We start from the raw sequence: 6,632 nt of genomic DNA, 5'->3' as shown, positions 1-6,632 counted from the left end.
TCGCCGGAGGCGTTGATGGCGACCACTTCGAATTCGTTCTGCAGACCTTGCTCGTAAATGGCGCGCAGCGTGCAGCGACCGATACGACCGAAACCATTGATGGCAACTTTGATGCTCATCGAGCCTTCTCCCTAGTTAATTACACGAAACCGAAATCATGTTGCTTGCGGCGCCCGGGGGCGCCGCGCCTGTATTGTGGCCCGCCTGGATCAGGCGAGCACCTTCTTCACGGCGGCGACGACTGCCTCGGCAGTGATGCCGAAGTACTTGAACAGTTCGCCGGCCGGGGCCGATTCGCCGAAGCGGTCGAGGCCGATGACCTCGCCCTCGAGGCCCACGTACTTGCGCCAGCCGTCGGTGACGCCGGCTTCCACGGCGACGCGGGGCAGGCCCTTGGGCAGCACGGCGGCGCGGTAGGCGGCGTCCTGGCGGTCGAAGACGTTGGTGCTGGGCATCGACACCACGCGCACGGCCACGCCTTCGCCGGCGAGCTGCTTCTGGGCGGCCATCGCGAGGGCGACCTCGGAGCCGGTCGCTATGATAACGGCTTGCGGCGAAACCGGCTGTGACACAGTGCCCGCTTCGGACAACACGTAACCGCCGCGGCGGATGTCGGCCACCTGCTGGCTGCTGCGCGGCTGGAAGGGCAGGTTCTGGCGCGAGAAGGCCAGCGAGCTGGGGCCGGTGGCGCGTTCGATCGACGCCGCCCAGGCGACCGCCGATTCGGTGGTGTCGCAGGGGCGCCAGACGTCCATGTTGGGGATCAGGCGCAGGGAGGCAGTCTGCTCGACCGGCTGGTGGGTTGGGCCGTCTTCGCCGAGGCCGATCGAGTCGTGGGTGAACACGAAGATCTGGCGCACCTTCATCAGCGCCGCCATGCGCAGGGCGTTGCGGGCGTATTCGCTGAACATCAGGAAGGTGGCGGTGTAGGGGATCAGGCCGCCGTGCAGCGCGATGCCGTTGGCGATGGCCGCCATGCCGAACTCGCGTACGCCGTAGTAAACGTAGTTGCCGCCGGTGCTGCGGGAGACGCCCTTGGCGCCGGACCACAGGGTGAGGTTGGAGCCGGCCAGGTCGGCCGAGCCGCCGAGGAGTTCGGGCAGCTTGGGCGCGAAGGCTTCGATACTGTTCTGGCTGGCCTTGCGGGTGGCGATGGTCTCGGCCTTTTCGGTGACCTTGGCGAGCACTGCATCCACGTGGGCAGCCCAGTCGGCGGGCAGCTCACCGGCCATGCGGCGGGTGAATTCGGCGGCGAGTTCGGGGAACTCGGCGGCGTAGGCGGCGAAGCGGGTGTTCCAGTCGGCCTCGAAAGCGGCGCCCTTGGCGCGGGCATCCCAGGCTTCGTAAACATCCGCCGGGATCTCGAAGGGCGGGTGGTTCCAGCCGATGTAGGCGCGGGCGGCTTCGATCTCGGCGGCACCCAGCGGGGCGCCGTGGACGTCGTGGCTGTCCTGCTTGTTGGGGCTGCCGGCGCCGATGATGGTCTTGCAGCAGATCAGCGACGGCTTGCCGGTCTCGGCCTGGGCGGCCTTCAGGGCGGCCTCGATGGCGACCGGGTCGTGGCCCTGGACGTCGCGCACCACGTGCCAGCCGTAGGCCTCGAAGCGCTTCGGGGTTTCGTCGGTGAACCAGCCCTCGACGTGGCCGTCGATGGAGATGTTGTTGTCGTCGTAGAAGGCGATCAGCTTGCCCAGGCCCCAGGTGCCGGCGAGCGAACAGGCTTCGTGGGAGACGCCTTCCATCAGGCAGCCGTCGCCGAGGAAGACGTAGGTGTGGTGATCGACGATGTCGTGGCCGGGACGGTTGAAGTCGGCGGCGAGGATCTTCTCGGCCAGCGCCATGCCGACCGCGTTGGTGATGCCCTGGCCCAGCGGGCCGGTGGTGGTCTCGACGCCGGGGGTGTAGCCGACTTCCGGGTGGCCCGGGGTGCGGCTGTGCAGCTGGCGGAAGTTCTTCAGGTCGTCGATCGACAGATCGTAGCCGGTGAGGTGCAGCAGGGCGTAGATCAGCATCGAGCCGTGGCCGTTGGACTGGACGAAGCGGTCGCGGTCAGCCCACTTGGGATTTGCCGGGTTGTGGCGCAGATGGCGGCGCCACAGGACTTCGGCGATCTCGGCCATGCCCATCGGGGCACCAGGATGGCCGGAGTTGGCCTTCTGGACGGCGTCCATGGCCAGCGCGCGAATCGCGCCAGTCAGGGGGTTGAAGACGGGCGGCTTGACATTACGCGAAGAAGACATCTGGGAACCTTCGGCCGGGGAGAGCGGCGCGCAAAGACCGCAATTATCTTTGATTTCCCGGGGCTTGGGTAGCCTTGGCGGCTTGAATCCACCTGTTGGGCCCGTCACGGCCGGGATGGAAAAACTCCGGCATAATCCCGGACGCCTTACATTTTCTTACATCGCGCCCGCCGATGCGTCTGCTCTCCCGCTGGACCGCCCTCGTCGTCGTCCTTGCCGCCCTGCTGCTGGGCGGTTGTGGCGGCATGAAATACACCGTTGATGATGGCCGCAAGGTCAATGAGACGCTGCTCGGCAACCTGCGTGCCCTGGGCCACGGCGAGCGCGCGCTGCGCCCGGCCATCGTGCGCTCCGCGGCCCTCAAGGACCCGGACTGCAGCCACCAGTGGGAGCTGCCCTTCAGCGTGGCGACGAGCTACGAGTGGGAAGAGGACGACCGGGTGGCGTGGGTGCGCGCGCTGCAGGTGGACGAGCGGCTCACCGTGGTGGCCGCCGCGCCGGACATCGGCCTTGCGCCCGGCGACAAGATCGTCGAGATCAAGGGCTACAAGAAGAACGACGCCAACAAGATGCTGGCCGAGCTCGCCGAACTGCGTGACGACGGCGAGCCTTTCCCCATCAGGACGGCCGCCGGCAAGACGGTGACCATCAAGCCCCTGCAGGTGTGCCGTGGCTATGCCCGGCTGGCGCCGCCGGTGACGCCCGGCTACCAGGATTTTCACTGGCTGATGAGCATTCATCCGCTGGAGATCTTCGGCCCCCAGATCACCCCCGATGAAGCCCTGTGGATGGTGCTGTGGACCCAGGGCCTGTCGGAAGAGGGTGGGGCGCGGATGAAGACCTACCACTACAGCAAGGAGATCGTCTCCACGCTGTTCGAGATCGCGTCCCTTGCCACCGGCCTCAACGCCGCGGCGCAGGCCGCCAAGGTGGCGGCCAACCAGGCAGCCCAGGCGGCGGCTGCGGCGGCCGCCAAGTCGGCATCCGAAGCGGTCGCCAAGCAGGCGCTGCAGGAGGCCGCCAGGAAGCTGGCCGAACAGGCCGCCCAGGATTACGTCCAGAAGATTGGTGAGGAAGTGGTGAAGTCGGTCGGCCGCCAGGCTGGCAATGTGCTGCGGGACACCTTCATGGCGCGGATGGGCATGGCGGTGTCGAGCCTGTCGTGGGTGGCCACCACGGCTTTCGACGATGCCGACCGCTGGGCTTACGACCGCATCGGCAAGCTTGGCGGCGACCCGCTGGCCGGCGCAAGCCTGCATCAGAAGCTCCTCGACCAGAACCGCATCAGCAACGTCTTTGTGCTGGATGAAGAGCGGCTGGCCAAGTTCGTGAACCTCGCCCGCCAGACCCAGCGTGAAGAAATGCTCGCGGCCGTCCTCAAGGGTGCGTCGCTGGAGGCGTTTACGTTGAAGCTCTCCGATCTGCCCAGCGCCTCCGACGAAATCGGCGGCATGGCGCTCGCCTCGGACAGCGAGGAGATCAAGCCGCCGTCGGGCCTTGGCCAGACCGGCCTGATCGATGCAATGCTGAGAATGCCCCTCGAATCGGGCGACGAATGAGTCATGAAGAAGATGCGAATCCTTGATCTGTGCGGTGCCCTGGCCTGTTCGCTCATCACCGCGGCGGTCGCCCAGACGCCGCCGCCGGCCTCGTCGATGCCCGACGACTCCGGCGCCCAGCTGGATTGCCCGGCCGCCATGCAGCAGGCCGAGCTGACCTTCGAGCGCGGCCAGCAGGTGGCCGCCGCCAAGCGCTGGAAAGACGCCCAGCCCCTGCTTGCCGAAGCCAGCGGCGCCTTTCTGAGCATCGCCGCCAACTGCCCGGCGGTGGCGGCCCAGGCCAACAAGCAGGGCGACAAGGCCGCCGCGCTCCTCAGGCAGGCCGAGGCCGCGTCGAGCCACCAGAGCGAATGCCTGCCGCGCCTCGACAAGGCCCTCGACCTGGAGGTCAAGGTGGCCGCGGCCCGCGGCGAGAAGGGCGATCCGGCCCAGATCGAACGCCTGCTGGCCGACGCCGAAAATGTGTGGCGCGAGGCGGCCGACCTGTGCCATCCGCCCCACAAGGAGAAAGCCGAGAAGAGCCTCGCGGCCACGGTGCGCGCCCGCGCGGCCAATGCCGAGCTGCTCAGCTCCGGCCCGGCCTGCGATGCTGCCTGGAAGAGCGCCACGTCGCTGGGCGATTACGCCCGCGTGGCCTGGAAGGACAAGCGCTGGGACGATGCCGCATCCCTCTACAGCAAGGCCGTGCTGGCCTGGGAAGGCGCCGCCGATAAATGCGCCGGCACCCGCCAGACCCAGGCCATGCGCAAGGTCGAGCAGACCCAGATCGACGCCCACAACGCCGAGCACTGCGGCCCCCTGTGGGATGCCGCCACCGACCAGACCCAGCAGCTGCGCACCACCGGGCAGGCCGTTTCGGCCACCGAGAAGGACGTGCTGTCGGTGAAGGCCGAGGTGGCCTGGCGCGACGCGGTGATCCAGTGCCGTGGCAACCCCCAGAGCCTCGCCCGCACCAACGCCGACGCGATCTCCCGGGAGCGCGGCACGCCGCTGCCCCAGAACGCGATGGCCCTGTACGGTAGCCGCAAGGCGCCGCCGCCGGCCATCGTGACCAATCAGCCGGTGGTGGCGCCGGTGGTCGTCCAGCCGGCGGCCTCGGCGGTCGCCAGGCTGCCGGCCGCTGCCGCGGTGACGGCCACGGCAGCCGCGGCGACGACCGCCGCCCCAGCGCCGGCCCCGGCACCCAAGCCTGCGCCGGTGGCCGAGAACAAACCTGCCGCCCCGACCCCGGCCGCTCCGCCGGGCGAAGTGGTGCTGGTGGCGGGCGACACCACGTATCGCGGCGCCTTCACGCTTGAGCGCCAGACCGGTGCGGTGAGCGGTACCGGCACCGTCGAATGGACCAACGGCGAGCGTTACGTGGGTACTCTGGTCAATGGCCGCAAGCACGGCAAGGGGCGCTTCGAGTGGGTGGGCGGCCAGTGGTACGAGGGCGACTGGGTGGATGACCAGGCCGTCGGCTACGGGGTGATCCGCTTTGCCGGCGGCAACCGCTACGAGGGCGCTGTAAAGGATGGCGAGCCCAATGGCCGCGGCACCCAGATCTTCCCCAGCGGTGACCGCTACACCGGCGATTTCGTGCGCGGGGTGTTCCACGGCCAGGGCAGCTACGCCTGGAAGAACGGCAACCGCTACGACGGCACCTGGAACATGGGCCGCAAGCACGGCCAGGGGCGGCTGACCTGGGCCAGCGGCGAAGGCTGGGAGGGCGAATTCCAGAACGACCAGCAGACCGACAAGGGCAAGAACCTCACCGCATCGGTCAAATAAGGCCGGGCGTGGAAATGCAACGGGGCAGCCGCGGCTGCCCCGTTGTCGTTTCAGGCTGGCGTCACACCCACTGGCGACGGCGTTCCATCAGCTTCCAGATCAGCGGGGTGAGGATCAGCTGCATCGCCAGATCGAGCTTGCCGCCGGGCACCACGATGGTGTTGGCGCGGGACATGAAGCTGCCGTCCACCATCCGCAGCAGGTAGGGGAAATCCACGCCCCGCGGATCGCGGAAGCGGATGATGACCATCGACTCGTCGGCGGTGGGGATGTCGCGGGCGATGAACGGGTTCGACGTATCCACCATCGGCACCCGCTGGAAGTTGATGTGCGTGTGCGAGAACTGCGGGACGATGTAATGCACGTAGTCGTGCATCCGCCGCAGGATGGTCTCCTGCACGGCTTCGAGGGAATAGCCGCGGGTTTTCGTGTCCCGGTGGATCTTTTGTATCCACTCCAGGTTGGTGATTGGAACGACGCCGATCAGCAGGTCGGCGTGGCGGCAGATGTTCACCTTGTCGGTGATCACCGCGCCGTGCAGGCCTTCGTAGAACAGACAGTCGGTGTCCGGCGGGATGTCTTCCCAGGGCGTGAAGCTGCCCACCTTCAGGCCGCGGCGGGCGGCTTCTTCCGAGTGATGGAGGTAATGGCGGCGCCGGCCGCTGCCCGATTCGCCGTAGGTGCGGAAGAGCTGCTCGAGGTCTTCGAGCAGGTTGGCCTCGGGGCCGAAGTGGCTGATCCCGCGCTGGCCCTTGTTTTCGGCGTCGATGATGAGTTCGCGGATCTCGTCGCGGGTGTAGCGGTGGAAGCTGTCGCCTTCGATGATCGCGGCGTTGACCTTCTCGCGCCAGAAGATGCCTTCGAAGGTGTGCTTCACGGTCGTCGTGCCGGAGCCGGACGAGCCGGTCACCACGACGATGGGGTGCTTCATGGACATGGATTGCTCCAGAAAATGAGTGTTTTTGGAGCAGGCCACGGGGTCATGAACTGTTCCAAAAGCACTCCAGCAACTTTCCGGAGCGAGCGGGGTTAGCTCAGCAATATCTGTGCCGAGTCTCCTGAG

General features: G+C 67.5%; 5 protein-coding genes. 2 read left to right on the top strand and 3 right to left on the bottom strand.

Annotated features, from left to right (window positions below):
• The coding region (locus Q0672_RS08805) for a glyceraldehyde 3-phosphate dehydrogenase NAD-binding domain-containing protein (protein WP_298621642.1) at nucleotides 1-119 on the bottom strand (119 nt) is incomplete at its 3' end.
• 90 nt (nucleotides 120-209) lie between these two features.
• Nucleotides 210-2,240: a transketolase gene (gene tkt / locus Q0672_RS08800; protein WP_298621640.1), complete on the bottom strand. Its 2,031-nt coding sequence runs from the start codon at nucleotides 2,238-2,240 to the stop codon at nucleotides 210-212.
• 173 nt (nucleotides 2,241-2,413) lie between these two features.
• Between tkt and Q0672_RS08795 the strand changes: the two genes are divergently transcribed.
• Together Q0672_RS08795 and Q0672_RS08790 are read left to right on the top strand one after the other, a co-directional pair.
• Nucleotides 2,414-3,799, top strand: a complete 1,386-nt coding sequence (locus tag Q0672_RS08795; protein ID WP_153159987.1) for a hypothetical protein — start codon at nucleotides 2,414-2,416, stop codon at nucleotides 3,797-3,799.
• A 3-nt stretch (nucleotides 3,800-3,802) separates the two neighbouring features.
• Nucleotides 3,803-5,569: a hypothetical protein gene (locus Q0672_RS08790; protein ID WP_298621639.1), complete on the top strand. Its 1,767-nt coding sequence runs from the start codon at nucleotides 3,803-3,805 to the stop codon at nucleotides 5,567-5,569.
• Between the two features lie 61 nt (nucleotides 5,570-5,630).
• Here the strand turns inward: Q0672_RS08790 and Q0672_RS08785 are convergent, their stop codons facing one another.
• Nucleotides 5,631-6,506, bottom strand: coding sequence for a phosphoribulokinase (locus tag Q0672_RS08785; RefSeq protein WP_153159989.1), 876 nt, complete (start codon nucleotides 6,504-6,506; stop codon nucleotides 5,631-5,633).
• Nucleotides 6,507-6,632 lie beyond the last annotated feature (126 nt).

The sequence above is a fragment of the uncultured Zoogloea sp. genome (assembly GCF_937894855.1).
Classification (GTDB): Bacteria; Pseudomonadota; Gammaproteobacteria; order Burkholderiales; family Rhodocyclaceae; genus Zoogloea; species Zoogloea oryzae.
The sequence above is the reverse complement of the archived record's forward strand: the minus strand, read 5'-3'. Positions and strand labels throughout refer to the sequence as shown.

What these genes read in the sequence shown, in the direction of transcription:
- Q0672_RS08795 (WP_153159987.1), top strand. Translation starts at nt 2,414, where the DNA reads ATGCGTCTGCTCTCCCGCTGGACCGCCCTCGTCGTCGTCCTTGCCGCC.
- Q0672_RS08785 (WP_153159989.1), bottom strand. Translation starts at nt 6,506, where the DNA reads ATGTCCATGAAGCACCCCATCGTCGTGGTGACCGGCTCGTCCGGCTCC.
- Q0672_RS08790 (WP_298621639.1), top strand. Translation starts at nt 3,803, where the DNA reads ATGAAGAAGATGCGAATCCTTGATCTGTGCGGTGCCCTGGCCTGTTCG.
- tkt (WP_298621640.1), bottom strand. Translation starts at nt 2,240, where the DNA reads ATGTCTTCTTCGCGTAATGTCAAGCCGCCCGTCTTCAACCCCCTGACT.